Annotated in this window: 16 protein-coding genes; 4 read left to right on the forward strand and 12 right to left on the reverse strand. The window is 64.6% G+C overall.

Annotation, left to right across the window (positions count from 1 at the left end; all coding sequences use genetic code 11):
- Positions 1 to 12 precede the first annotated feature (12 nt).
- Positions 13 to 11,037: an SdrD B-like domain-containing protein gene (locus tag OKA05_RS25080; protein ID WP_264489960.1), complete on the reverse strand. Its 11,025-nt coding sequence runs from the start codon at positions 11,035 to 11,037 to the stop codon at positions 13 to 15.
- 426 nt (positions 11,038 to 11,463) lie between these two features.
- Between OKA05_RS25080 and OKA05_RS25085 the strand changes: the two genes are divergently transcribed.
- Both OKA05_RS25085 and OKA05_RS25090 read left to right on the forward strand, forming a co-directional pair.
- Positions 11,464 to 14,301, forward strand: coding sequence for a site-2 protease family protein (locus OKA05_RS25085; RefSeq protein WP_264489961.1), 2,838 nt, complete (start codon positions 11,464 to 11,466; stop codon positions 14,299 to 14,301).
- Between the two features lie 173 nt (positions 14,302 to 14,474).
- Positions 14,475 to 14,951, forward strand: a complete 477-nt coding sequence (locus OKA05_RS25090; RefSeq protein WP_264489962.1) for a hypothetical protein — start codon at positions 14,475 to 14,477, stop codon at positions 14,949 to 14,951.
- A gap of 72 nt (positions 14,952 to 15,023) precedes the next feature.
- On the opposite strand, the gene OKA05_RS25095 is transcribed toward OKA05_RS25090, so the two are convergent.
- Genes OKA05_RS25095 through OKA05_RS25120 form a run of 6 tightly spaced genes read right to left on the reverse strand, consistent with a single transcriptional unit; the run spans position 15,024 to position 19,511 of the window.
- Positions 15,024 to 16,244, reverse strand: coding sequence for a bifunctional folylpolyglutamate synthase/dihydrofolate synthase (locus OKA05_RS25095; RefSeq protein WP_264489963.1), 1,221 nt, complete (start codon positions 16,242 to 16,244; stop codon positions 15,024 to 15,026).
- Positions 16,241 to 16,588 (reverse strand): type II toxin-antitoxin system RelE/ParE family toxin, encoded by a 348-nt coding sequence (locus OKA05_RS25100; protein ID WP_264489964.1) that lies wholly within the window; start codon positions 16,586 to 16,588, stop codon positions 16,241 to 16,243. Before OKA05_RS25100 ends, OKA05_RS25095 begins: the two co-directional genes overlap by 4 nt.
- Positions 16,555 to 16,767 carry an addiction module protein gene (locus OKA05_RS25105; protein WP_264489965.1) on the reverse strand — a complete coding sequence of 71 codons (213 nt, stop codon included), beginning with the start codon at positions 16,765 to 16,767 and terminating at the stop codon, positions 16,555 to 16,557. The genes OKA05_RS25100 and OKA05_RS25105 overlap by 34 nt, the downstream gene beginning before the upstream one ends.
- A 48-nt stretch (positions 16,768 to 16,815) precedes the next feature.
- A complete protein-coding gene (gene accD, locus OKA05_RS25110) occupies positions 16,816 to 17,652 on the reverse strand; it encodes an acetyl-CoA carboxylase, carboxyltransferase subunit beta (protein WP_264489966.1) in 837 nt (278 codons plus the stop codon).
- 25 nt (positions 17,653 to 17,677) lie between these two features.
- Positions 17,678 to 18,436 (reverse strand): ComF family protein, encoded by a 759-nt coding sequence (locus tag OKA05_RS25115; RefSeq protein WP_264489967.1) that lies wholly within the window; start codon positions 18,434 to 18,436, stop codon positions 17,678 to 17,680.
- Positions 18,437 to 18,443: 7 nt separating this feature from the next.
- Entirely contained in the window at positions 18,444 to 19,511 is a 1,068-nt protein-coding gene (locus OKA05_RS25120; protein ID WP_264489968.1) for a CPBP family intramembrane glutamic endopeptidase, read from the reverse strand.
- A gap of 345 nt (positions 19,512 to 19,856) precedes the next feature.
- Between OKA05_RS25120 and OKA05_RS25125 the strand changes: the two genes are divergently transcribed.
- A complete protein-coding gene (locus OKA05_RS25125) occupies positions 19,857 to 20,864 on the forward strand; it encodes a ketopantoate reductase family protein (protein ID WP_264489969.1) in 1,008 nt (335 codons plus the stop codon).
- Between the two features lie 97 nt (positions 20,865 to 20,961).
- Here the strand turns inward: OKA05_RS25125 and OKA05_RS25130 are convergent, their stop codons facing one another.
- The gene (locus OKA05_RS25130) at positions 20,962 to 21,462 is read right to left on the reverse strand and encodes a GAF domain-containing protein (RefSeq protein ID WP_264489970.1); all 501 of its coding nucleotides are present in this window, start codon (positions 21,460 to 21,462) and stop codon (positions 20,962 to 20,964) included.
- 166 nt (positions 21,463 to 21,628) lie between these two features.
- The gene (locus OKA05_RS25135; RefSeq protein WP_264489971.1) at positions 21,629 to 21,775 is read right to left on the reverse strand and encodes a hypothetical protein; all 147 of its coding nucleotides are present in this window, start codon (positions 21,773 to 21,775) and stop codon (positions 21,629 to 21,631) included.
- 109 nt (positions 21,776 to 21,884) lie between these two features.
- Between OKA05_RS25135 and OKA05_RS25140 the strand changes: the two genes are divergently transcribed.
- Positions 21,885 to 22,448 (forward strand): hypothetical protein, encoded by a 564-nt coding sequence (locus tag OKA05_RS25140; RefSeq protein WP_264489972.1) that lies wholly within the window; start codon positions 21,885 to 21,887, stop codon positions 22,446 to 22,448.
- A 40-nt stretch (positions 22,449 to 22,488) separates the two neighbouring features.
- Here OKA05_RS25140 and OKA05_RS25145 read toward each other — a convergent pair whose 3' ends face one another.
- From OKA05_RS25145 to OKA05_RS25155, 3 genes are read right to left on the reverse strand one after another with little or no spacing between them, the layout of a single operon-like run.
- Positions 22,489 to 22,629, reverse strand: coding sequence for a hypothetical protein (locus tag OKA05_RS25145; RefSeq protein ID WP_264489973.1), 141 nt, complete (start codon positions 22,627 to 22,629; stop codon positions 22,489 to 22,491).
- On the reverse strand, positions 22,626 to 23,420 hold the full coding sequence (locus OKA05_RS25150; protein ID WP_264489974.1) for a hypothetical protein: 795 nt from the start codon (positions 23,418 to 23,420) through the stop codon (positions 22,626 to 22,628). Before OKA05_RS25150 ends, OKA05_RS25145 begins: the two co-directional genes overlap by 4 nt.
- Positions 23,417 to 24,181, reverse strand: coding sequence for a hypothetical protein (locus OKA05_RS25155; protein ID WP_264489975.1), 765 nt, complete (start codon positions 24,179 to 24,181; stop codon positions 23,417 to 23,419). The genes OKA05_RS25150 and OKA05_RS25155 overlap by 4 nt, the downstream gene beginning before the upstream one ends.
- Positions 24,182 to 24,456 lie beyond the last annotated feature (275 nt).

Below are 24,456 nucleotides of genomic sequence, written 5' to 3' on the forward strand. Positions count from 1 at the left end.
AGCGGGGAAAGTTCACGGCGTCCAGGGAGTCAGGATCTGATAGGTGAAGATGTCGTTGGCGAGGTCCATGAAGACGGCGCGATCGCCCAGGAAGAGCACGTTGTCGTTGTGCGACTGGATGGTGGTGTCGCCGGTCTTGGTCCACTGGATCAAGGCGGGCTGCACCGGTGCGCCATGCAGCAGGAAGTAGCCGGTGTAGCCCGTCTCGAGCGCGACGGCATCGCCACGCCAGACGTAGAAGCGGTCGGCCTTCTTGAAGTCGCGGCTGCCGAAGAAGCCCTGGCCGAGCGTCATCGCGCGGCTGCCGGTGAGGACCATCGGCTTCTGATCGATGGGATAGCCACCACCGACGAGGCTCGCGCCCTTGGCCAGCGGGCGGATGAATTTATTCGGGCGGACCTGCCCCCACGACAACACCGTGCCGGTGGTGTGGCGGCTGTTGAAGAACATCCCCTGGCCAGGAGGAATCACGGCAGCACCTTGGTCTGTTAGAGTGGCATCCTTCACCCAGCGCGGGGTGCCGCTGTCATCGTAGAGCCAGTAGATGGTCCACACGCCGGCGCTACTCACCTGCACCTGGTCGGCAGTGGATTGGCTGCCAGTCGCGCCGAATTCCGTCGGCGGGAAGAGCTCATCGAGTGTCCAGTGGCGGCGGATGACGATGCCGTCGCCGGCAAGGCTAACAGGAAGCCCGCCGATGAGCGTATTGAAAGGCGCATCGCCAGTGGTGAGTTCGAGGTCATTCGCCACGGTCAGCGTGCTGCCGGTGGCGGACACGACATCGAAGCGGTGGCCTTCATTCTCACCCGAAGTCATCTCGGCGTAGTAGCTGACGCCGGGCTGCAAGAGCGTGGCGAGATCGACCGGGCCCGAGCTGGTGACCAGCTCGATCTCACTTCCGGTGGCCGAGTCCACGGTGCCGGTGAATGCGGCGCAGCGCAGGTAGGGATTGTTGTAAGTGCGGCAGCAGATGTCCACCGGCGTGCGGGTCCAGCCTTCGGTGGCGGTGAAGGAGGTGTGGTCGGTGGTGTCGTCTCCGTCCTCATCGAGCTCGGCGCGGATGCGGACGAAGCCTTCGCCGCCGGTCAAGCCGGTAAGATTTTCGAGGTCGAAGATGACGACGGTCTCGGTGCAGTCGCCATTGTCGGTGACGATCAGGTCGTCGGGCTGCAGCACGATCGGGTGCCAGGTCGTCGGCGTGCCGAGCGCGGACGCGTATTCGAGGATGTAGGTGACGTGATCGGTCGCCTGCTTCGGCCGGATGAACTTGCCCTCGATGGTGCCGGGCGCGGTCTCCGATGGCGAGATGCAGAACGGGTCCCCTGCCCCGCTGTCGTAGGGCTGCGCGAAGGCGAATTCGGCGAGATTGTCGAGCACGTCGGCATCGGGATTGCCGCTGGCGTTTTCTCCGGGATGCAGCTCGAGCCACTCGGGCCAGTCATTGGAGCAGGTGTCGAGGGTCTCGATGAAGTTGTTGTCCTCATTCGTCTCGCCGGGCAGCACGACGATGGGCCTGACGTCGCCGATGAGATTGTTGTCGCCGCCATCGGCATCGCTGAAGCTGTCGTAGCCATCCGGCTGGACCTGGCCGACCTGATAGGTGCCGGGGAAGACACCGGTGAAGCTGTAGGAGCCATCCGGACCGGTGATGGTGGTGATGGGGTCGCCATTGCCATCGAGCACCGGATCGCCGTGCTCATCGAGCAGCGCGAGCGTGACGCCGGCGAGCGGATCGGTGCCGGCATAGACGAAGCCGCTGATGGCCCCGAGGCGGATCTCTACGAAGTCGCGGCCGGTGACGTCTTGGCCGGGGGCCACCGCGATGGCGGTGAGATTACCGATGAAGTCGAGATTGCCACCGTCCACATCCGAGACGCTGCCGTAGCCGGTGGGCTGCGTCTCCGCGACCTGATAGCTGCCGGGCAGGAGATTCGCGAAGAGGTAGGAACCATTCGCGCCGGTGACGGTGGTGATCGGCTGGTTCAAGCCATCGAGCACCGGCTGGCCGGCACCATCTAACAAGGACAGCGTGACTCCGGCGATCGGCGTGTCGCCGCTGCCATCGTCATCGCTATCGTCGAATACCGAGCCAGCGATGGAGCCATATTCCACCTCCACGAAATCGCGGCCGGTGACATCGTCCCCGGGCAGCAGCACGATGGGCGTTTCGTCGCCGATGAGGTTGTTGTTCGCGCCATCCACATCGCTGACGCTGGCGTAGCCGGCGGGCTGGGATTGCGAGACGCGGTAGGTCCCGGGCGGCAGATTGGCGAAGAGGTAAGAGCCATCGGGCAAAGTCACCGTGGTAGTGATCGGGGTGCCGGAGCCATCGCGGAGCGTGAGCGTGATGCCGGCCAGCGGGGTATCGCCGCTGCCATTGTTATCGCTATCCGCGAAGACATGGCCGGTGATGCTGGCGGGCTCGATCTCGATGAAGTCGTGGCCGCCGCTGGTGCCGCCGGCCGTGACGGCGATAGCCGTCTCCTCGCCGATCACGTTGTTGTTCGCGCCATCGGTATCGTTGACGCTGTTATAGCCAGCCGGCTGGTCTTCGCTCACGCGGTAGTTGCCGGGAGCCAAGCCGCCGATGCTGTAGCTGCCATCCGCAAGCGTGAGGGTCGTGACGCCATCCACCGGAATGCCCGCGCCATCGAGCAAGCGTATGAGCACGTTCTCCAGCGGGGCATCCCCGTCGCCATCGCCATCCGTGTCTGCGAATACGCTGCCGCTGATGGAGCCGGGCTGCTCCTCGACGAAATCGTTGCCGTTGTCGGTCTCGTCGGCGGAGACCGCGACCGGAATGCGGTTGTCGGTCGTGCTCGCATTCGTTGAGTCGTCGCCCGGCGTGGTGGTATCGCCGTCGGTCACGGTAAAGTAACCGGATGGCTGGGTCTCCACGACCACGTAGGCACCCGGCGGCAGATTCGTGAAGCTGTAGGTGCCCCCGGTAAGAGTGACGAAGGGCGAGCCATAGGCCACGCCGTCGGCTTGGTTTCCGTCGCCGTTCGGATCGGTGAAGAGCGCGATGGTCACGCCGGCGATGCCCACATCGCCCACGTTGTCGTTGTTCGTGTCGGCCCAGACCGTGCCGCTGATCGTGCCCGGTTGTTGCTCGACGAAATCGTTGCCGTTATCCGCTTCATTTGCGGAGACAGCGACCGGGATGCGATCATCGGTCGTGCTGGCATTGATCGCGTCGTCACCCGGAGTGGTGGCGTCACCGTCGGTCACGGTCAGATAGCCGGATGGCTGGGTCTGGACCACGACGTAGGCACCCGGGGCCAGATTGGTGAAGCTGTAGGTACCGCCGGTGAAGGTGAGGACCGACGATCCGATCTGAACTCCATCAGTCGGATTGCCATCCGCGTTCGGATCGGTGAAGAGCGCAATGGACACACCGGCGATGCCCACATCGCCCGCGTTGTCGTTGTTCGTGTCGGCCCAGACCGTGCCGCTGATGGTGCCGGGCTGCTCTTCGACAAAGTCATTGCCGTTGTCGGTCTCGTTCGCAGCCACTGCCACGGGAATGCGGTCATCGGTCGTGCTCGCATTCGTCACGTCATCGCCCGGCGTGGTCGTGTCACCATCGGTCACCGTAAGGTAGCCAGCAGGCTGCGTCTCGACCACCACGTAGGCACCCGGCGGCAGGTTGGTGAAGCTGTAGGTGCCGCCGGTGAGAGTGATGACCGATGAGCCAAATTGAACGCCATCAGCCGGATTGCCATCCGCGTTCGGATCGGTGAAGAGCGCAATGGTCACGCCGGAGATGCCCACATCGCCCGCGTTGTCGTTGTTCGTGTCGGCCCAAACCGTGCCGCTGATTGTTCCCGGTTGCTCTTCAACGAAATCGTTGCCGTTGTCGGTCTCGTTCGCAGCGACCGCGACGGGGATGCGGTTGTCGGTCGTGCTTGAATTGGCAGCGTCGTCACCCGGAGTGGTCGTATCGCCATCAGTGACGGTGAGGTAACCGAACGGCTGCGTCTCCACGACCACATAGGCACCCGGCGGCAGGTTGGTGAAGCTGTAGGTGCCGCCGGTGAGAGTGATGACCGATGAGCCAACCTGAACTCCATCAGCTGGATTGCCGTCTGCGTTCGGATCGGTGTAGAGCGCGATGCTCACCCCGGCGATGCCAACATCCCCCACGTTGTCATTGTTCGTGTCGGCCCAGACCGTGCCACTGATCGTGCCCGGTTGCTCTTCAATGAAATCGTTACCGTTGTCGGTCTCGTTCGCAGCCACTGCCACGGGAATGCGGTCATCGGTCGTGCTCGAATTCGCCGCATCGTCACCCGGAGTAGTCGTATCGCCGTCGATGACAGTGAGGTAGCCGGAAGGCTGGGTCTCCACTACGACGTAGGCACCCGGCGGAAGATTGGTGAAGCTATAGGCACCACCAGTGAGGGTGACGAAGGGCGAGCCATACGCCACACCGTCCGCTTGGTTTCCGTCGGCATTCGGGTCGGTGTAGAGCGTTAGGGTCACACCAGCGATGCCGACATCCCCCACGTTGTCATTGTTCAGGTCGGCCCAGACCGTGCCGCTGATGATGCCCGGTTGCTCTTCGACGAAGTTGTTGCCGTCATCCGTTTCATTCGCGCTGACCGCAACGGGAATGCGGTTGTCGGTCGTGCTGGCATTCGCCGCATCGTCGCCCGGCGTGGTCGTGTCGCCATCGGTCACGGTGAGGTAGCCGGAAGGCTGGGTCTCAACCACCACGTAAGCACCGGGAGGAAGATTGGTGAAGCTATAGGCGCCACCGGTGAGGGTGACGAAGGGCGAGCCGTACGCCACGCCATCAGCCGGATTACCATCCGCATTCGGGTCGGTGAAGAGCGCGATGCTCACCCCGGCGATGCCGACATCGCCCACGTTGTCGTTGTTAGTATCAGCCCAGACCGTGCCGCTGATGATGCCGGGCTGCTCTTCAATGAAATCGTTGCCGTTGTCCGTTTCATTCGCAGCGACCGCGACGGGGATGCGGTTGTCGGTCGTGCTTGAGTTGGCAGCGTCGTCACCCGGAGTGGTCGTATCGCCATCAGTGACGGTGAGGTAACCGGACGGCTGCGTCTCCACGACCACATAGGCACCCGGCGGCAGGTTGGTGAAGCTGTAGGTGCCACCGGTGAGGGTGAGAACCGATGAGCCAAACTGAACGCCATCAGCCGGATTGCCGTCCGCGTTCGGGTCGGTGAAGAGCGCGATGCTCACCCCCGCGATTCCCACATCGCCCCCGTTGTCGTTGTTCGTATCGGCCCAGACGGTGCCGCTGATAATACCCGGCTGCTCTTCAACGAAGTTGTTGCCGTCATCGGTCTCATTCGCGCTGACCGCCACCGGGATACGGTCATCGGACGTGCTGGCATTCGCCGCATCGTCGCCCGGCGTGGTCGTGTCGCCATCGGTGACGGTGAGGTAGCCAGACGGCTGGGTCTCAACGACCACGTAGGCACCGGGCGGAAGATTCGTGAAGCTATAGGTGCCACCGGTTCCGGTAACGATTGCTGAACCATAGGCCGCGCCGTCCGCTTGGTTTCCGTCACCATTGGGATCGGTGAACAGCGTCAGCGTTACTCCAACAATGCCGACATCGCCCACGTTGTCGTTGTTCGTATCAGCCCAGACCGTGCCGCTGATGACACCCGGCTGCTCTTCAATGAAGTCGTTGCCGTTGTCCGTCTCATTCGCCGCCACCGAGACCGGAATCCGATTGTCGGTCGTGCTTGCGTTGGCCACGTCGTCGCCCGGCGTGCTGGTGTCGCCATCAGTGACGGTGAGGTAACCGGAGGGCTGCGTCTCCACTACCACATAGGAGCCCGGTGGAAGATTCGTGAAGCTGTAGGTGCCACCAACTCCGGTAACGATTGCCGAACCATATACCGCTCCGTCCGCTTGATTGCCGTCGGCATTCGGGTCGGTGTAGAGCGTGAGGGTCACACCGGCGATGCCGACATCGCCAATGTTGTCGTTGTTGGTATCCGCCCAAATCGTGCCGCTGATGATGGCAGGCTGCTCCTCGACGAAGTCATTGCCGCCGTCCGTTTCGTTCGCGATGACCGCAGCGGGGATGCGGTTGTCGGTGGTGCTGGCATTTGTCGCGTCGTCACCCGGAGTAGTCGTGTCGCCGTCTGTGACCGTGAGGTAACCGGAGGGCTGGGTCTCGACCACCACGTAGGCACCCGGCGGCAAGTTGGTGAAGCTGTAGATGCCGCCGACGCCGGTGAGGATTGGCGAGCCAAAGGCCGCGCCATCGGCGGGATTGCCGTCTGCGTTCGGATCAGTGAAGAGCGTCAGCGTGACGCCAACAATGCCGACCTCGCCGGTGTTGTCGTTGTTCGTGTCGGCGTAAACGGTGCCGCTGATGATGCCCGGTTGTTCCTCGATGAAGTTATTGCCGGTGTCGGTCTCATTCGCCGCCACCGCGACGGGGATCATGTTGTCCGTGGTGCTCGCATTCGCCGCATCATCGCCCGGCGTGGTGGTGTCGCCATCGGTCACCGTGAGGTAACCGGCAGGCTGGGTCTCGACGACCTGATAGCTACCCGGAGTGAGATTGGAGAAGGTATAAGCGCCGCTGCCATTCGTGGTGGCCGTGGTCGGCTGCACACCGCCCGTATTCGGATCGCTGTCGATGTCGTTGCCCGACCCGTCCTTCAGCGTAACAACGACACCCGCAAGCGGCAGGTCGCCGGTGTTATCATTGTTCGTGTCCGCGAGGACCGAGCCGGTAATGGTGCCGGGCTGGAAGTAGCCGGCATCCAGCGTGAGATCCGATTGGCCGCCGGTGAGCGTGACGGTGTGGGTCCGCCCGGCCGCATTCGCATCGCTGTCCGAAGCGTCCGCGCCTTGGTCGGCCAGGCTGCGCAGGTAGCCGGCCACCGGATCAAAGATCACGTAGTAGCTGCCCGGCATCAGCCCGGTGAAGGAGTAGAGACCGCTCGCATTCGTCGTCGCGGTGCCGGCGATGGTGTCGTTGCTGCGATAGAGCGTAAGGGTGACGCCCGCCAGACCGCTTTCGCCTGTGTCCTTCTGGCCATCGCCATCGAGATCGTTCCAGACCAGATCGCCGATCGATACCGGCAGGGTGTAGCCGTAGTCGATCTCATCGCGGGTCTGGTTGGCGCTGAGCGAGAAGGTTGCCGCGTGATCGAGACCCCCGTTTGCATCGTAGGTCTGGGTCATGTTCGCCGGCAGCGTGCCGACGTCGATGCGCGCGGTGTAAGTGCCGGGGACGAGATTGCCTATCGAGTAGGCACCGCCCGAATCCGTGAGAGCGGAAGGCTCGGTGGCGCTGTCGAAGGTGCCGTTGCCATTGATGTCGACATAGACGCGGACATTCGCGATGCCGGTTTCGACGCCATCCAGGATACCGTTGCCATTGCTATCGTTCCACACGCGATCGCCGAAGGCCGCATTCGACCGGTAGCCGAAGTCCACGTCGGTGGCTTCCTGGCTGGTGGTCAGCGTGCGGCTGGCCTCGTGATCGAGCTCGCCATTCAGGTCATGGGTCTGGGTCGAGCCCTGCGGCAGGGTGCTGAATTCGACGCGGACATTGTAGCTTCCCGCGGCGAGGTTCTCGAAGCGGTAGAAGCCCGCGAGGTCGGTGATCGTGAATCGCTCGATGCCTTGGTCGAAGGCATTGTCACCGTCGCTGTCGATGTAAACCCACACGCCCGGGATGCCCGGCTCGCCCGCATCGCGGATGCCATCGGCATCGCGGTCGTTCCAGACGAGGTCGCCGAGGCTGGCATCGTTGCGATAGCCGAAATCCGCGTCGGTGCGGTTCGCGCCGCTGATGGTGACGCTGGCGGTATGATCGGTGGAGGGGCTGGTGAGGTCGTAGGTCTGGACGTAGCTGGAAGGCAGCGTGGAGGTATCCACCCGCACCACGTAGGTGCCGTTGAAAAGATTGCCGATCGAGTAGGCACCTGACGCATTGGTCACGGCGGAGGGCTCGGTGGCGTCGAAGACCCCGTCGCCGTCCATGTCGAGATAGACGCGGACATTCGCGATGGCGGCTTCGGAGACGGTGTGGGTAACCGCTCCGTCGTCGTCGTTGCCATTGCTGCCATTGCCACTCAGGTCGAAGTAGCCATTGACGATGCTCACGCCGAACAAAGTGCCATCGTCCTCGTTGCCAATGCTGCCGTTGCCGCTGACATCGATCCGCCCGTTGGAGACCACATAGCCGGCAAAGCTGCCGTCATCCTCGTTGCCGCCGCTGTTGTTCTGGCTGATGTCGATGAGCGCGTTGTAAACGTTGCGCACCGTGCTGACCGAAGAAATGCCGTCGGCATTGACGTCTTCCCACACCAGATCGCCGATCGAATACGGGCCGCGATAGCCGAAGTCGAGAGTGGCGCGGTGCTCCGCGCCGAGCAAGGTGACGGACGCCTCGTGATCCAGGCCGCCGTTGAGGTCGAAGGTCTGGGTGGCCGAGACCGGCAGCGTGGAGGTGTCCACGCGCACCGCGTAGGTGCCGGGGTTCAGGTTGCCGATGTACCAGAGGCCGTCGCCGGAGGTGGTCGTGTTCGGTTCGCCGGCATCGTAGGTGTTGTCATTGTCCGTATCCAGATAGACGCGGACGCCATTGATGCCGGGCTCGCCATTCTCCTGCACGCCATCGTTGTCGCGGTCGATCCACACGCGGTCGCCCACGCTGGCGCCGACCCGATAGCCGAAGTCGGCATCCACGCGGTCCTCCGCGATGCCGAGGGTGACGGACGCGCGGTGCGAGGTCGCGATGCCATCGAGATCGTAGGTCGGGCCATAGCCGACATTGGCCGCGGCGATGTCAGCCGGATCCACGCGGACGACGTAGTTGCCCGCGCTGAGGCCGGCGAAAAGGTAGTTGCCCGAGGCATCGGTGATGTCGACCGGCTCGCCGGCGTCGCGGATGCCGTCGTTGTCGAGGTCGAGATGGACGTCGATGTTAGGAATGCCGTTTTCACCGGGATCCTGGATGCCATCGCCATCGAGGTCGCCCCACACGCGGTCGCCGATGCTGCCGTAAACGGTGTCCGTCCATGAGAGTGGCAGCAGCAAGCCATAGGGGGAAATCTCCACCTGCCCGGTGTTCTCGATGGTCGCTCCCGTGAGGCTCTCGCGGGGGACGATGGTGGCGCGGAAGACGACTTGGAATTGCTGGCCGCTGGCGAGATTGCCGGGCACCGAGAAGCCCGCGACATCGAGCGGGAATGCCGTGCCGGTGCCATTGTCCGGGATGGCGGTCCATGCCTGCCAGGCACCGCCGACCATGAAGCGGTAGCGGGTGGTGCCCGGGACGTAGGTCACGGTGGACGGCAGGTTATCCTGCACTGCGAAAGGTCCCGGGATATTCGTGCGGGCGTTGCTGATGCCGCGGATGTCGTACTCTAGCGTATCCCCGCAACTGACCGCGCCATCGCCATCGGCATCGACCGCGATGGACGAGCGCTTGCCGCCGTCGCCCTCGCGCATCGGCGGGACCAGCGAGGCCACGTCCAGGCCCGGCTGGGCGACGGTGGCAACCGCCGGATCCTGACCCCACGCGGCGGCGATGCGGACGGACGGATTGAGCGTGTAAACCAGCATGCCGCTCTGGTCGCCGTCGGGATCGAAGATTTTCAACTGCTCCAGCTCGCGGAGCGAATGGCCGACGTCGTAGTGGTTGCCATTCGGGTCGGTGAGCGGGCCGACGTTGTCGCCATTGTAGTCGACGTAAACGGTCTCCTGCGTGTGGCCGTTGCCGGAGGTGGTGATCCACAGCGGGTTGCCGTTTTCGCCGGGGCTCACCGCAGAATAGGGATCGCGGCCGATGCCTAGGCTGAGCAGCACCTGGGTGGTGAGCGAAGGCCGGCCGACCAGCGTGAAGCCACCGTCCCAGTTCTGGTTCGAGCCCGACGCGGCGTCCGCGTCGATGGCGCTCATCGCATAGAAGACCGGCGGGGTGACGCCGGTGGTGTAGAAGCGGTACGCGCCGAAGTGGTTCGTGCCATTCGCCGGCTGCAGGGCGACCCGCGCGTTTCCCTTCGCCGGCACACTGATAGTGGCGGTCGTGTAGGCGGTGGCGCTACTACGGTAGTCGTAGTTGACCGTGATGGCAGCGGCACCAGGATTGTAGAGAAAGGTCACCGTGCCATCGGTCGGACTCGTGCGCGTCGAGACCGGCGCGAAGTAATCGCTGCTCCAGCGGTAGGTCGGCAGCAGCGAGGTATCCCGACTGGCGTAAGTCGACCCCACGGTGCCGGTGAAAAGCACGACCTGCACCGGCTTGTCCGCGAGCACGTGGCCGCCGACATTGACATCACTGCGGAAGATGGCCTCGCCCTCGGCAAGCAGCACCGTCTCCTCGAAGACGCCGTTGTTGTCCTTGTCCACCTGGACGCTGGCCCCGCCGGGACCGGCGGAAATCGCGAGCGCGGCGTAGCTGAAGAGGTTCTCGTCCTGGGTCAGCGTGGCGGTCGGCGTCGTCTGTGGCATGTCGATGCCCACCGGCGAGCGGTACTCATTCCCCCACAGGCCGCGCTCGAAGACTTCCACGCAGCCGGCGAGCAGGGTGTCGGTGCCGGCCGGCACGGTGGTCTTGGTCACTGAGATCGGCTTGAAGGAGGCGATCTTGTCGCGGCCGTCGTAGTCCACCACCGCCTGGAGGGTGGCGGTGGCGACGAAGTTGCGGAGGTTGAAGACCGTGCCCGCGGGGATCAGGTCGGCAGGGTTTCCCGGCGGGTAGCCGTTCGCCGCATTGCCGTCACCGAAGACCAGGGTCGTGGACTGGACCGGATCGGTGATGTCCCGCTCGTAGCCGTCTTCCCAATGGTCGTAATAGATCACCGTGCCGTCCGTGGCCGCGGCCAGCGTGACGAAGACGGTGATGGGATCGTTGGCGACCGAATTGATCGAGTCAAAGGCGCTGAGCTGATGATCCTCAGGGAACGGGACGTAGAAAAGCTGCGTCGGCGGCGGGTTCACCGCATGCGCGGCCCCACCGGCACACAGGAGGGCGCCGACGAAACCGAGGACAAACCTGCGGACAGTGGGGACTGCGGGGAGGAACATGCAAACAACCGGGGCTGACAGGGGAGAACACGGCACGCCCACTCCACGCCGCACTCATGCGGAGGATCCGTACGAGACCTCCGGCCAGACTCGCAACACCGAGCATGGTTCGACAGGTCGTCTCTGGGGAATGAAGGGGAGAACCAAATGCAACCGTCCGGACAGCGGGTGGGGACCCATTGCCCCGGACGACACGGGGAGGATGGTTAAGAAATCCTGATTATACAATATTTTTATTTATCGCCGAAATTCCCCCACGCGATCGCGTTGAATTCTCATCGAACGCTTGTTGGAAAATGAGGGATTTGCGGCCCATTATCCTACAGGTAATGAGGATTTCAGGATGGCCCCGATTTTAAATGTATCTTGATTTTTTTAAAATCTGGTGCCAGTTACTTGGCCCGGATGCTCGCCGCATTACCAGGGATGTCCTTCGGTTTCGCCCTGCTGGCCTTAGTCTTCGCGACTGGCTTGCCGCTCTTCTGTGCATTCATTGCAGTGGCCAATGTGCGCCGCTACCGGGTGAAGGCTCACCCGTGTGATTCTTATCAAGTGCCGCCGGACGTGCGGCGGCGGATGGCCCCGTGGCTCAACCGCATGGGCCACTTCGGCTTCCGCCAGGTGCAGCTCTCCCGGCTCGAAAGCGCGGGCTACGCCGAGGCGCATCGCTGGATCCTGCTCAATGAAGAGGAGCGGACCTATGCGACGCTGGAGCGCACGGTGCCGGTCAGCGGCGCAGGTGCCAGCGTCTCGCTCACGATGTTCACCGCCCTGCGCGATGGCACGCTGGTCGTGACTGCGGATCGCCGCATCACCCATCACCCGCCCGCCTGGTGGCAGGACGTGCAGCGGTTCTTCGGCACGGTCACCTCGCAGTGGAAGCTCCACTACTCACGGGTCCGCGGCGACAAGGAGCGCGTGCTCCCGCCGATCGAGAAATTCACCGGGATGCTGGAAGCGGACGAGCAAGCCCGCCACGAAGCCCAGGTGAAGGGCGGCGAGTTCGTCCCGACCCGGCAGGATCCTGATATCCTGCGCCTGCGCTTCGCACGGCTGCCCTCCCGGGTGATGCCGCTGCTGGCGGACTTCTTCACCGGCCGCAGCTTCCGCTCGGCAACCCGCCGCGACGTGGCGGCTCCGACCAAGGCCCGGGTCGACGAGAATGAACGCGTCGGCGGCCCCATCGGACTCTCGGTCAACCAAGCGGTGGAACAGGATCTGGCCCGCTACCGCGCCCTGATCGCGGTCCGCTCCAGCCCGCTCGATCACCTGCGGCGGATCGTGGTGCTGCTCGGAACCGTGGCATTCTTCATCGCGATCTTCGGCCGCGACCAACCGCTGCAAACCGCGCTCACCGTGCTGGTGCTGGCCGCGCTGCACGAAGCCGGCCACTGGGTGCCGATGAAGCTCTTCCGCTACAAGGGCGTGCCGCCGGTCTTCATCCCCTTCACCGGGGCCACCGAGCGCGGACGCAAGCTCCACGCCCCGGCATGGCAGCAGCTCGTGGTTCTGCTCGGCGGTCCCCTGCCCGGCCTGATCGCCGGCCTGGCGATGCTCGCCCACGGCTACTTCGAGCCGTCCACGCCGCGGTGGCTGCTGGATGCCGCCGGGATGGCGGTGGCGCTCAATGCCCTGCATCTGCTGCCAGTGCTGCCGATGGATGGAGGCAAGGTGATCGACCTGCTGGTTTTCCGCGACATGCCGATGCTGCGGCCGTTCTTCACGGTGACCGCGTCGCTGTCGGCCTTCGCCGCTGCGCTGGTCTTGAAATCGCGGGTGCTGCGTTACATCGCGGCCGCCATGTTCGGCGGCGTGCTGTGGGACATGCGCACCATCCAGGTGGTCCGCGGCGCCCGCAAGCTGCCATGGGCGGGCGAGGTCAATGACGAGTCCGAGGCACTGCGCCGGATCTTCCGCGGCATGCGCGAGGAGGGCCAGGGAGCCTTCATCGGCAGCGAGGGCTGGCACAAGAAGATCGAGGCACTGCTCATGGAAGTGATGCGCAAGCGGCCGGCCTTCATCACCCGCTTCGCCGGTGGCACGCTGCTGGCAGTTTCCGGAGCCATCCCTGCCCTGCTGATGGTGGGCGTGCTGCTCGGCCCCGTGCTCAGCGATGCCGGCCGGGTGGTCCGCAATGCCGAGCATGTGATCGAATTCCGCAAGACCTTCCCGAAGGAAACCCGCCAGCTCTCCGCCGAGGACCAGGCCACCTTGATCGCCCTCGCGACGGAAACCGAAACCGGCCCCGAACAAAGCGTCCGCCCGCTCACCGACGAGCCAAGCGAAACCGCGGCCGACGTGCTCCCGGTGATCGCGAAACGGCTCGACCAACTCGACTGGAACAAGGCGAACATCGCCTCGCGCAGCAATTTGATCGGCGCCCGCGTGTTGCCGATCTGGGTGGAAGTGCAATGCCTGCAACTCGAGCGCAGCGCCACTGCGGGCAATCGCGCCGAAACCTTGGAACGGGCCGAGGAGATGCTCGGCATCCTCGCCGCCGCCGAACCCGCCACCAGCCTGGAACGCCGCCAACTTCTCTCGTCCATCGAGCTCCGCGTCCTTTCCGTCGTCGAGCGTGAGGCCTCCGCCGGCCGCCTCGAGGTGGACGACCTCGACCGTCTGGACACGCGGATTTCGGCGCGGAATACCGCTCCCGATCCGGAAGTGGAAAGCCTGCTGCTGGTCGCCGCGTGGGCTGAGCGCAGCCGACTCTCGGCCATCGCCGACGCGGCCGCCCAAGCGTCCCTGGATCCCCGCTTCTGGCGCGACCTCTATCCGCGCATCCGCGTCGTCCGCCGTCTCTTGACCGAGCAGAACGCCAAGCTGGTTCCGGCCTCCGTCGCGCTGGCCCGCCACTGGAAGACCAGCCGCCGCGTGGGCGAGCTGCCACCCCAACTCGGCATGAAGGTGGCCGTGGACCCGGGTGAAGCCTCGCTTATCCTGGGATTCTGCGAAGGCCATCGCCGCCTCTCGTGGCGGCGGATCGTCACCCTCAGCGCACTGCGCATGGAGAGCTTCCGCCAAAAGAATAACGGCAACTTCCCGAAGAACTGGAAACACAGCGTGCCCGGCGGTGCCGAACTCAAGCTGGTGCTCGACTCCGGCCCCTTCATCCGCCTGACCGACCGGCTCGACCAAATCCAAGGCTCCGTGCCGATGTGGCTCACCCCCCCCTCCCTCCCCCTCCCCCGCTCCGGCCCCACCATCGACTACGATTGCCGGCTCTACGGTGCGCCGCCGCTGCCCGAGCTGTCGTCGCATTGAGGAGAAATGCTGCCGGGTATTACTGCCCGTGGAGGACCGCCGGGGATGGTGCTTCGCTACCTGCGAATTGCACGGTCTTGAGGAAGATCAGGAGACACGTATTTTCGCTTGAATGGGACCTAACCATTCACTAACAGCCGCTCGGCGTTTTCTCCACGCCGCCCCCTCCATACATGAAAAAGCTACTCCTCCGCGCCTTTGCGCTCGTTGTTGCCGTCCTGCCTTTGACCGTGGCTGAAGCCGCGCCGAAGCCCAAGCCACCCAAGATTTTCGGCGGCTTCGCAGTCGGCGAAACCTTCACCTTCACGGTGACGAACAAGACCGTCGCCGCGACGCAAGGCACCACCCCGGTCGTCAACCCCGTGGTTCCCGCGGGTGTGCCGAACTACACCGTCGGCCAGCAGGTCACGTTCACCGTCGGCAAGAAGGGCGAACTCGTCGCCCCCGGCCTCAAGATCAAGTTCTTGTCCGAGAGCGTTGTCTCCAATGCCTACGCGAACAAGCCCAAGAAGGGTGCCCAGCCGAATGCAGCGATCGTCCACAAGGACACCGAAAGCGGTGACGCCATCGGTGTGTCGCTGGCCTTCTTCACCGTCAAGGTGACCAAGCGCGTGCCGAACGTCAACCAGGTGACTTACACGCTCGAGTGAGCCTCTCCGACCGGTAACGGTCACGGTTAGTACAAATGTTGTGATCGGTGAAGGAGGGCCCAGTGCCCTCCTTTACTGCGTACTAGGCTGGAAGGTTCCTCCCTGGAGGAATGCCTTCGCCTCGCCGACAAGGAACAGCGAGCCCGCGATGAGGATGATCCCCTCCCCTGCCATCGCTGCGGCGAAGGCCTTCTCGAAAGTGGGATGGCAGACATGAGGAGGTGCGCCGGGTGGCAGCGCCGCGGCGAGTTCCTCCGAAGTCACCGCGCGCGGGGTATCGACCGGGCAGATGTGGATGATCTCTGCCAGGGGAATCAGCTCCGAGAGGATTCCCGCGATGTCCTTGGCGGCGACCGCGCTGAAAACCAGCGTGGCCTTTCTTTCGCCCAGCTGCTCCTTCCAGGTGCTCGCGAGGACGGCGGCCCCCTGCGGATTGTGAGCGCCATCGAGCACGACCTCGCGGCCGTCGTGGACCAGTTGCTCGAAGCGGCCCGGCCAGCGAACCGTGGACAGCCCGTGCAAGACCACCTCGTAGTCGAGTCGCAGGCCGGCGGCGTGCAGGCACTCGAGCGCGAGCGCAGCATTCCACCGCTGGTGCGGACCGGCCAAGGCAATGGGGTAGCCCTGCAGCGGGGCCTCGACAAAGGTCAACGGGCAGCGGCGCTCGTTCGCCTCCTTTTCTAACACCCTCTGCACACCCGGCTCCTGCGGCGAGCAGATGGCCGGCTTGCCCTCGACGAAGATGGCCGCCTTCTCCACGGCGATCGCTTCCACCGTGTCGCCCAGCCACTGCTGGTGATCGAGCCCCACGGGAGTGATTGCACAGACATCGGCCGGCACCGCGGTGGTCGCATCGAGCCGGCCGCCCATGCCGGTTTCCAGCACGATGAGCTCGCACTCGCACTCGCGGAACCAGCGCATGGCGAGCGTCAGCGAGATCTCGAAGAAAGTGGGATGCGGGTCGAACGTCTCGCACAGTGCCCGCAGCTCGGTGAGCATCGCAGCACAGTTCTCCTCGGGAATCTCCACTCCCGAAACGCGGACCCTTTCGCGGTAGTCGATGAGGTGCGGCGAGGTGAAGAGCCCGCAGCGATGGCCACCGGCGCGCGCCACCGAGTCAATCATCGCGCAGGTGCTGCCCTTGCCATTGGTCCCGGCGACGTGGATGACCTTCACGCCATGGGCAGGAAAGGCGAGATACTCCTTCAGCAAGCGCCGCGGCCCATCGAGGCCCAGCTTGATGCCGAACATCTGGGTGGAAAACAGCCAGTCGATGGATTCGCGGTAGGTCACAGCAGCCAGGGATCGGGAGGGCGGCGTTTCATGCCGTAAGAGGGGCGGCGGCGATCGTGGCGAACCACCATGATCCATAGTTCTCCGCTCCCGGAGAACACCTCGTAAAGCAAGTGATAGGGAAACTTCTTAAAGTTCCAGCGTCGGAAGCGACCGCTCGGGTGTCCCACCTCCGGATGCCGGACGACAAACTCCGCAGCCGCGTCGAGCTGATGGTAGAATTGCTCCACCGCCTTTGCTGAGTCTTCCGACAATTGCTCCACGATGTCGCGGATATCGCGAATCGCTCCTTCATGAAGAAGCATCTGCATCATCGGCCCAGCATCCGCATCGCCTCGTCCCATGGCACCATCCGGGCTTCACCGCGCTCGACTTGCGCCATTCTTTCCGTGGCGATCCGGATCGATTCCTCATCTTCAGCACCATCGTCGAAGCTGTCCAACAAGGCCTCCGCTAGCCAGCGCCGATCCTCGGGATCGAGTGCCAATGCGGCTTCCAACAAAGCCTGCGACTTTTCGCTCATGGGAGAACCTCTAGCACAACGTGCGGCCGGCGTCCACGTCCACGCCACTCAGGACGCTACTGGCATCATGAAGGACAGCAACTGCTCCAGCCGCTCGCGCAACTTGGCGCGGGGAACAATCGCATCCACCAGCCCGTGATCGAGCATGAATTCGGCGGTCTGGAAGCCCTGCGGCAGGTTCTGGTGGGTCGTTTCCTTGACCACCCGCGGACCGGCGAAGCCGATCATGCACTTCGGCTCGGCGAGGTTGATGTCGCCGATGGTGGCGAAGGATGCCGTCACGCCGCCGGTGGTCGGGTCCGTCATCACCGAAATGTAAGGCAGTCCGGCTTCCGACAGCCGGGCGAGAGCGCCGCAGGTCTTGGCCATTTGCATGAGCGAGAGCATCCCCTCCTGCATGCGGGCGCCGGAGGAGGCGGACACCACGACGACGCCGCGCTTCTCCGCGATGGCGACCTCGACCGCACGGGTGATCTTTTCACCCACCACCGAGCCCATGGAGCCGGCGAAGAACTTGAAATCCATGACCGCGAGCACCGCAGGCAGGTTGCCGATGGTCAGGCGACCGGTGACGACCGCGTCATTGAGAGCGGTCTTGGCGCGCATGCCCTCGATCTTCTCGCGGTAGTTGGCGAAGCCGAGCGGGTTCGCCGAGACCAGGTCGCCATCCATTTCCACAAAGCTGTCCGGGTCGGCCAGCAGCTCGATCCGGTCCCGTGCATCCATCCGGAAGTGATGCTCGCAATGGTGGCAGGTCTGGTGGTGCTGCTTGAGCTCCAGCTTGTGCAGCATGGCCCCGCAGTCCGGGCACTTGGCCCACAGGCCCTCTGGCATGTCGTCGCGGCCGCGGCCGCCGCGGAGAGGTGGCTTGTTGAAGATACCCATGGGTCGTTCGGTCGAGACGCCGACGCTAGCCACGCATCACGGTGACGACAACCACCTTTTGAATCCCGGCCTTGCGCAGCACGCGGGCGCACTCGCTGGTGGTGGCACCGGTGGTGAAAACGTCGTCCACCAGCACCGCGCCTAGCGGTTTTCCGGCGGCGAATCGCTTCCCCGCGCGCGATAAATCGAAGGCCCCGCGGAGGTTATTCAGCCGTTGGGCGCGGCTCAGGCTGGTCTGGCTGTCGGTGCGGCGAGTGCGCACCAGCGCCCGGCACAGCGGCAGGCCGGTTTGCCGCGAGAGGGGCCGCGCAATCTCCTCGGCCTGATTGAATTGCCGCCACAGCAAGCGCCTGCGGTGGAGCGGCACCGGCACCAGCGGCCAACCCTCCGCCAGCGCCGTGGCCAGCCGCGGATCTTCCTCGAAAGCCCGCCCGGCGAGCCGGCCGAGCTCATTCCCCAGCTCGATCCGCCGCGCGTATTTCAGGTCGTGGATCATCTCCAACAGGTCCGGGTGCAGCGGCAGCGCGGGCCGGGCGAACTCGAAGGAAAACGTCTGGTCGCGGCAGTTCGAGCACTCGAAGGCACCCTCGATCTGCCCCTCGAATTCCTCGCCGCATTGCCGGCAAAAGGGCTCGCCCAGCGACGGCAATTCCGCCGCGCAGCCCTCACACAAGGAGCGACCCTCAGCCAAGCCGGCCCCGCAGCGATGGCACCGCCCGGGGTAGATCAGGTCGAACATTCGCTTCCAAATGCCCCGCTTGCCGATCCCGCCGGTGTCGCGCATGGCGGGTCTAACTGCGATAGCTCGCCGGCGGCTCCGGCACGCGCGTCATCAGGTGCACCAGGATGCCCGTCACCATCACCACCGACAGCGGCAGCAGGCCTTCCCGCAGGGTCGGGCCGACGAACCAGCGGGTGGCCTCCGGCAGGCCGAGCACCGGCCAGGTCGCCGCCTTGAACATCCCCACGCCGACGACCCAACCGAAGTGCAGGCCGATCGGCAGCCACAGCGATGCGGTGCGGACGCGGGCGTAGGCGAGTACCACCCCGACGGCCATCAGCACGGTGAAGCTCGACACGAGCTCCAGCGGATTGGCGAAGCGGGAGAAGATCTGTCCCAACAGGTAGAAGCCGGCGGACGACGACTCCGGGTCCGGCACCCGCACGAACGGCGGAGGTTGCAGGAAATGAACGAACGCAAAGAGGAACGACAGCGAGGCGACCGCGGGTGCCAGGCGCATCGCGCGGAGGAAGATCCCGAGCAGCACGCCACGGAACAGGAGTTCCTCCACCAGGGCGACCACCACCGCGCCGGGGATGACTTTTTTCAACGCCTTCGCCCAATCGATAGCCTCCAGCGGGAACTTGTTTGGCTGGCCGCGGGTGGACTCGGCGGCATCCCGCCAGACGAAGCACCCCGCCTGGAGCATCAGCCAGCCGGACAGCAGCAGCAGGCCGGCGGCGAGGATGAAGCCGGTGCCAAATTGCAGCCAGCCCTGGGGATTGCGGCGGAGCGGCTGGCCGCGGTCGACCACCACCACATTGTCCGGCAGGCGCAGCGACCACGGGGTATCACGATAGCTGCCCGGCGGCCGGCCGAGCCGGAGCCACGCGGTCAGCGGAAAGAGCAGCACCAGCGCCGACAGCATCAGCGCGCGATCGAAGAACTTCGGGAAATCCGCCCGCCCGGCCGCATCGGCCAGAAAGCGCACCGCGCCGTTCGTCTGCTTGTCCTCGGTGACCTCCGCCAGCCCCTTGCCGAGTTGGTAGAGCCACGGCGAAATCACCGCAGCGAGGACGAGCGTGGCAGCCACATAGGCGAAGATTTTCAACACATCACTCTGCTGGCCGGGGCGCACGGGCCGGAGGGTGATCTGACGGCGGAAAACTTCCAAGTGCCAAGTGATGGGGCTTCTTCGGTAGCGGGAGGGCTGCGCCCTTCCGGCGGGGCGCGGCTCCTTTGGTGATCGTCACTCCGATTCATCTTGCGGGCCGCCCCCCGCTGGAACGACGAAGTCGTTCCGCTACGAAGCCAAGAAAAGAAGCCGTCGCGCTCCACTCGCTCCCGCTTTCGTAGCGGATGGGCTTCGCCCTTCCGGCGGGGCGCGGGTCGCCAGAAATCGCCGCTCGCGAATCTCCCTTCCCGCCACCCCCCGCCGGAACGACGAAGTCGTCCCACTACGAAGCCTCAGCGATCCATCGCGATGATCGCCGGCATTTGGAATCCCGATTGGCCGGGCCGGGCTCCGGTCTCGCATGATCACATGATGGATACCGGATCGAATGGAGCGCGGGAGAGGATCTTCATTGTGGGCGCAGGTGCGGTCGGACTTCCGTTGGCTGCCGCGCTCGCCGCCGCCGGGCGGGAGGTGGTGCTCGTTCGCGCGAGACCCGACGGGCCTCGTATCGACTCCAACATCAGCGTCCGTTTCGGAGGAAACGCCGATCCCGTGAGCGTCCGGGTGGAGCAGGTTTCTTTTCACGAGCTTCGCGAATTGGACGGAACGGTGGTGCTCGCGATCAAGTCGCACGCGAACGAAGAGGTCGCGGCGGCGCTCGCGTCCAAGAAAGTCCGGGGCGAACTTGTCGTGATGCAGAACGGCTTGGGCGTGGAGCAGCCCTTTCTCTCCTGCGGCTTCGAAGCGATGCTGAGGAGCGTCCTCTACATGACCAGCCAGGTCCGGTCCGACGGTGTGGTCGAGTTCCGCCAGATCGCATCGTGCCCCATCGGGACGGTGGCGGGCGAGCCATCGCGCCTCGCCGGTTGCGTCGCGGCACTCACGACACCGCTCTTCGCCTTCCATGGCCACGACGACATCGAGACGGAGGCTTGGCGGAAGACCATCGTCAACGCGGCCTTCAATTCGATCTGCCCGCTGTTAGAAGCGGACAATGGCCTCTTCGCGCGCGACGCCGAGGCGGCGGCGGTGGCCCGGCGGATTGCGGGAGAGTGCGTCGCGCTGGCGAGGGACCGCGGGCTTTCGATTCGCGAGGAGGACGTGATGAGCCGCATCATGGAGATCAGCCGGGGTTCGGACGGAGTGATGATCTCGACGCTCCAGGACATCCTGGCGGGACGTGAGACGGAGGTGACGAGCCTCAATCTGGCGATCGCGCGAATTGGCGCCGAGTCTGTGCCTCCGCATGTCCTGCCAGTCACCGAGGCACTCGGGCAGCTCGTGCTCGCAAAGAGCCGGCTCACGCGGAGATAGGAGAGCTTGGACTGTTAGACGACCCGCTGAAAAGGTTCGTACTCTTCCCAGCCGGAACGACGAAGTCGTCCCGCTACGAAATAGAAGCGCCCTTCGCCTAACGATTCTCCGGCACCATGCGGCTCTCAAGCATCAGCATGACCTGCCGGGCGAGGGTCTGGAGGAGCCTGCCTTCGACATCGGTGAGGTCGCGGGGCTTGCGGTCAACGATGAGGAGTGTCCCGAGCGCGTAGCCGTCGCGCGAGCGCATGATGGCTCCCGCGTAGAAGCGAATGTGGGGCGATCCGGCGACGGCGGCATTGACCGTGGTGCGGAGGTCGCAGCTCGCGTCGCGCACCACGAACAAGTCCTTCCCCGACTCCACCGCATGCGCGCAGATGGAGCAAGTGAGCGGGGTCTCCTTGCAGTAGAGGCCGACCTCGGCCTTGAACCACTGGCGCTGCTCATCCACAAAGCTGATCGCGGCGATGGGCACGTCGAAGATCTCGCTGACGAGCCGCACCAGCTTGTCGAACTCCTCTTCCCGCGGAGAGTCGAGAATGCCGTGGCGGTAGAGGGCCTTCAGGCGGTCGGCATTTGAGCAGGTGGGTAGTTCCATCAAATCAGGTCTCGGCAGGGATAGCGCGGTGGGGATCTTTTTCAAGATCGGGGATGCAGGGAGGTCTCACATCGACGCTTGCAAGTCCCCTTCCCGCCGTCCCCAGCCGGACCGACGAAGTCGTCCCACGAAGCCCGGAAGCCGTAATCCGTCCCCACAGGGAGCTTCAATTCCCTCCGCTGGTCGGTGACCCCGCACTGGAAGCGAGCACCGCACCGGTCAATGCCTCTGCCTGATCCTTACCGAGGCCGAAGAGGGCGGGAGCAGCGGCCAATGCCATCGCGATCAGTCGGAATTGGAGCGTGACTTTCATTGGCCCGATTGAGCAACGCTTACGGCCGTCCGAGAATCCTGCAAGTGCATCGGTTCCGCCACCTGCGGGTTCATTTCACCCACGCGCGCCTGAGCCATCGCGCCGTGTAATGCTGCCGCTGACGCGCCGGCCGCCATCCCGGATTCGCTCCTTTCAAAGAGGCCCGGTGCCATGCAGCCTTGCCACGTTCATGGCAGCCACGCCCCGTCCTTGGTATCGTTCACCCGCGCTCTGGTTCGCCCTGCCGGGATTGATCTTCCTTCTCTGGGGGTGGGTCTTTTCCATGCAGCGGGTTGCCAATCTGAATTTCGAGATCGGCGGATACTCGGGGCTAATTCAGAATGAGGGGTCCGCTGCGGGTGCAACATGGCGGGAGGCACCGCGCAGTCACATCACGCCAGCGAGGACGTTTGATTTCAAATTGCTTCCCCGCTCACCCAGGGCATCCACGGAATGGTTTCCCCTTCCCTACTACCTCTCGAACCGCACGACTTCCTCCAGCCGCCCGTGGCACCAGCTTGAGATCCCCTACTGGCTTCTCGTGTTGGTTTATCTTGGCGTTTGGCAGCTTCCCTGGCTGGCAAGGTATCACCGGCAACGCCGGATCGCCCGATCCCTCGCCATCGTTCCAGCAGATGCGATGAAGCCTGCGGACGGCGCCGGTCCTGATTGAGAAGACGGGCGTGCGCTCTGCCCTAACAGCCAGTCCGGCGCTACAACCCCAGCTCCTCCCGCAATGCCTCGAAGAGGCGGTCGCGCGGGGCGTCGGTCACGGCGGGTGACTTGGGCCGCGGCTTGCGGGCGGACTTGGCGGGTGCTGCGGGGGGCTGCCGTTTCACGCGCGAGGATTTCATTGGGGTGTCGCGTCAGCAGTGGCGGGTTTCGGCTTCGAGGGGAGCTCCTTGCCGGCGGACTCGATCCAGTGCTGGATGAAGAATTTCTTCTCATCCGTCAGCAGCCAAGACTCCCGGCCGAGGATGGGTCGCAGCGACGTGGTCATCTGCAGCGTCACGAGCAGGAAGATAATGCTCCACACCGTGACCGGCCCTTTCGAAATGGCCCCGGTGGAGCCGACGGCATCCTTCAGGAAACGGAAGCCGAAGATGAGCGCGATGAACCACGACGCCAGCGCCAGCACGCCCATGAAGCCGAGCGAATTCGTCGCCTGGGTGAAGATCCACACCGCGGGAGCGAAGCCTAACAGCAGCAGCCCGGCCAAAGCCATCATGCCGGCGAAGGTGGCGGCGAGTTGCGAGGCACCGGCCTGCGAACCGGCGAGACAGGAGAAGATGTAGAGGCTGGGAAAGCAGATCACCCCGGCGATCAGCAGGCCCACGGTGATCTTCAGCGGGGCGGCCCACATCTGGGTGCCCATCGCGAAGCTGCCGAGCACCGCGCCGAAGACGAGCAGCGAGAGAATCGCGATGCCGAGAAAGGGCAGGAGCGCACCATGGCCCGGATCGGCGAGGCGGCGGACCAGCGCGCGCGGGCTGCGCAGCAGGGCCTCGAAGAGCGTGCGAAGGTTGAGCGTTTCCGGCAGCGGGGGCTCGACTCGCGGGGCCGGCGCCTGGGCTTGCGGCCCATAGGGCGATGGCGGCGGGGCCGGTGTGAATGATGGGGTCGGATTCGGGGTGTCTTGGTTCATGGTCTTACGAGTTGAGTTCGGGGAAAGAGAGTGCGGACCACCGGCCAGGCGATGACGGCGAGGCCAAGGACGAGACCCGCGACGGCGAAGGCGGCATTGCCATCGGTGCTTCGATTGAGCGAGCGCCACACGGCGCCGTAGAAGCTGTCGCGCATGGGATCCGGGCGGAAGAAGGCCACCTTCAGGCCCGGCGTGCCGAAGAAGGGCCGCAGGATCCAGGAGAATTGGGCGCCGAGGAATCCATTGCCCGCCAGCCACGCTAGCATGGTGATGGTGGCGACGCCCGGCGATGGGCAGCGTTGGCGCAGAATGCGGTAGAGCGTGAGCGTGCCGGCGATGCCCGCCACGGCGACGAGGAAGACGTGAAACAAAAGGTAGCCGGCATGGGCGGAAGCCGCCTGTGGCGAATCGGGTGGCGGGGCATCCAGCGCAAGCAGCAGCGTGACCGGAGCCAGCGAGCCAAGCAGCAGCGCGGAGACGGCGAAGGCACTGAGCAAGGCGAGCAGCGATTGACGGAAACCAAGTCCGCCGAGCAGCACGCCGAGCAGGCCATTGAGCATGCCATTGCAGCACAGCGTGCAGGCGACCAGCAGCGGCATCTTCAGCGCCACATAGACGCCCATGAGCGGCGAGCGCCAGTAGCCAGTGGTGAAGCCATAGGCCGCCAGCGCGAGTGCCGCGATGCCGGCAATGCGCGCGATTTTTCCCGGCGTGGGATCATCGAGCAGGTCGGCTTGCGGCTGCAGCAGGCGGCGGATCACGTATGGAGGTAAAACCGCCAACGTGAATCAGGGATGAATGGAGAGTGAAAAAGGGGTCCGCGGCTAGGGGGAACATTGCCTATGGGAAATGGCCCGCGCGATAGACGCGGCGCAGCCGCCTTTGGACTGCTGCGGTCATCCGCAGCTTTTGAGTGAAGGGTGCGGCGGGCTGCTTCGGCGGAGGGAAGCGGGCGTTTGGGATCGATGCGGTCTTTGAAGGGATGCGGGCTTGGCGATGCATTCGAGAGCTGCGGATGACCGCAGCAGTCCAAGGG

Origin of the sequence: Luteolibacter arcticus (assembly GCF_025950235.1) — a bacterium.
GTDB classification, from domain to species: Bacteria; Verrucomicrobiota; Verrucomicrobiia; order Verrucomicrobiales; family Akkermansiaceae; genus Haloferula; species Haloferula arctica.

Excerpts from the sequence above, each read along its gene's own strand:
- OKA05_RS25080 (WP_264489960.1), bottom strand. The coding sequence starts at position 11,037 with ATGTTCCTCCCCGCAGTCCCCACTGTCCGCAGGTTTGTCCTCGGTTTC.
- OKA05_RS25085 (WP_264489961.1), top strand. The coding sequence starts at position 11,464 with ATGTCCTTCGGTTTCGCCCTGCTGGCCTTAGTCTTCGCGACTGGCTTG.
- OKA05_RS25090 (WP_264489962.1), top strand. The coding sequence starts at position 14,475 with ATGAAAAAGCTACTCCTCCGCGCCTTTGCGCTCGTTGTTGCCGTCCTG.
- OKA05_RS25100 (WP_264489964.1), bottom strand. The coding sequence starts at position 16,588 with ATGGGACGAGGCGATGCGGATGCTGGGCCGATGATGCAGATGCTTCTT.
- OKA05_RS25105 (WP_264489965.1), bottom strand. The coding sequence starts at position 16,767 with ATGAGCGAAAAGTCGCAGGCTTTGTTGGAAGCCGCATTGGCACTCGAT.
- accD (WP_264489966.1), bottom strand. The coding sequence starts at position 17,652 with ATGGGTATCTTCAACAAGCCACCTCTCCGCGGCGGCCGCGGCCGCGAC.
- OKA05_RS25115 (WP_264489967.1), bottom strand. The coding sequence starts at position 18,436 with ATGCGCGACACCGGCGGGATCGGCAAGCGGGGCATTTGGAAGCGAATG.
- OKA05_RS25125 (WP_264489969.1), top strand. The coding sequence starts at position 19,857 with ATGATCGCCGGCATTTGGAATCCCGATTGGCCGGGCCGGGCTCCGGTC.
- OKA05_RS25130 (WP_264489970.1), bottom strand. The coding sequence starts at position 21,462 with ATGGAACTACCCACCTGCTCAAATGCCGACCGCCTGAAGGCCCTCTAC.
- OKA05_RS25135 (WP_264489971.1), bottom strand. The coding sequence starts at position 21,775 with ATGAAAGTCACGCTCCAATTCCGACTGATCGCGATGGCATTGGCCGCT.
- OKA05_RS25140 (WP_264489972.1), top strand. The coding sequence starts at position 21,885 with ATGCTGCCGCTGACGCGCCGGCCGCCATCCCGGATTCGCTCCTTTCAA.
- OKA05_RS25145 (WP_264489973.1), bottom strand. The coding sequence starts at position 22,629 with ATGAAATCCTCGCGCGTGAAACGGCAGCCCCCCGCAGCACCCGCCAAG.
- OKA05_RS25150 (WP_264489974.1), bottom strand. The coding sequence starts at position 23,420 with ATGAACCAAGACACCCCGAATCCGACCCCATCATTCACACCGGCCCCG.